The following is a 725-nucleotide window of genomic DNA, read 5'->3' as shown; positions in this document are numbered from 1 at the left end:
AACGCGCTGCTTAGGGGCGCAAACACGGCGGCTATAATCGGAACGAAGTGACACAGCCGCAGTGTTTGTGTCCCAGCGAGCCCGCGAGCGGCTACAGCAGATTGTTAGGCGGCATGCAGATCTATTGGCTGCACGTCATCCAAGTTGATGTTCTGTTTGGCCTGCCAAAGCTCGTAATTGTCTTGCATGCTAAGCCAACTTTCAGGGCTGCGCCCCAATACTTTTGATAGCCTTAACGCCATTTCTGGCGTTACTGCACTTTTGCCCTTCACTACACGATTTAGTGTTGAAGCGGCAACACCAAGATGGGTGGCAAGAGTCCTGCAACTTATGCCGTGTGGCTCCATATAAATGGACTCAATAAATTCGCCTGGATGTGGTGGGTTATGCATATTCATTAGTGATAATCCTCGTAATTTAAGATGTAAGCATTACCATCCGTGAACTCGAAAGTTACTCTCCAATTGCCATTAACAGATATCGACCAAATATTAGACCATTCTCCTTTGAGTTGATGAAGAGAAAAGCCTGGTAAATCAATGTCACCGATATCTTGTGCGGTGTGGATAGCAGCTAACTGCATGCGGAGTTTTTTCGCGTGCTTAGTCTGTATGCCTGAAGTTTTCCCTTTTTCGAAAAACAGCTTCAGACCCTTATGTTTAAATGACTTGATCACGGAAAGATTGTAGCGCATTGCGCAACGCGGTTCAACTTAACGCCTAACA

At 46.3% G+C, this 725-nt stretch carries 2 protein-coding genes; both read right to left on the bottom strand.

Features of this window, described 5'->3' with window-relative positions:
- Positions 1-104: 104 nt before the first annotated feature.
- Complete coding sequence (locus ACXAGX_RS20505; RefSeq protein WP_474840698.1) at positions 105-398, bottom strand: HigA family addiction module antitoxin; 294 nt, start codon at positions 396-398, stop codon at positions 105-107.
- Positions 398-676 carry a type II toxin-antitoxin system RelE/ParE family toxin gene (locus tag ACXAGX_RS20500; protein ID WP_474840700.1) on the bottom strand — a complete coding sequence of 93 codons (279 nt, stop codon included), beginning with the start codon at positions 674-676 and terminating at the stop codon, positions 398-400. The genes ACXAGX_RS20505 and ACXAGX_RS20500 overlap by 1 nt, the downstream gene beginning before the upstream one ends.
- Between the last annotated feature and the right edge of the window lie 49 nt (positions 677-725).

The sequence above is a fragment of the Alteromonas sp. ABV4_515 genome (assembly GCF_056160345.1).
Note: the sequence above shows the minus strand (reverse complement) of the source record. Positions and strands in the feature narration are given on the sequence as shown.

Coding starts and splice junctions, on each gene's coding strand:
- ACXAGX_RS20505 (WP_474840698.1), bottom strand. CDS start 398: ATGAATATGCATAACCCACCACATCCAGGCGAATTTATTGAGTCCATT.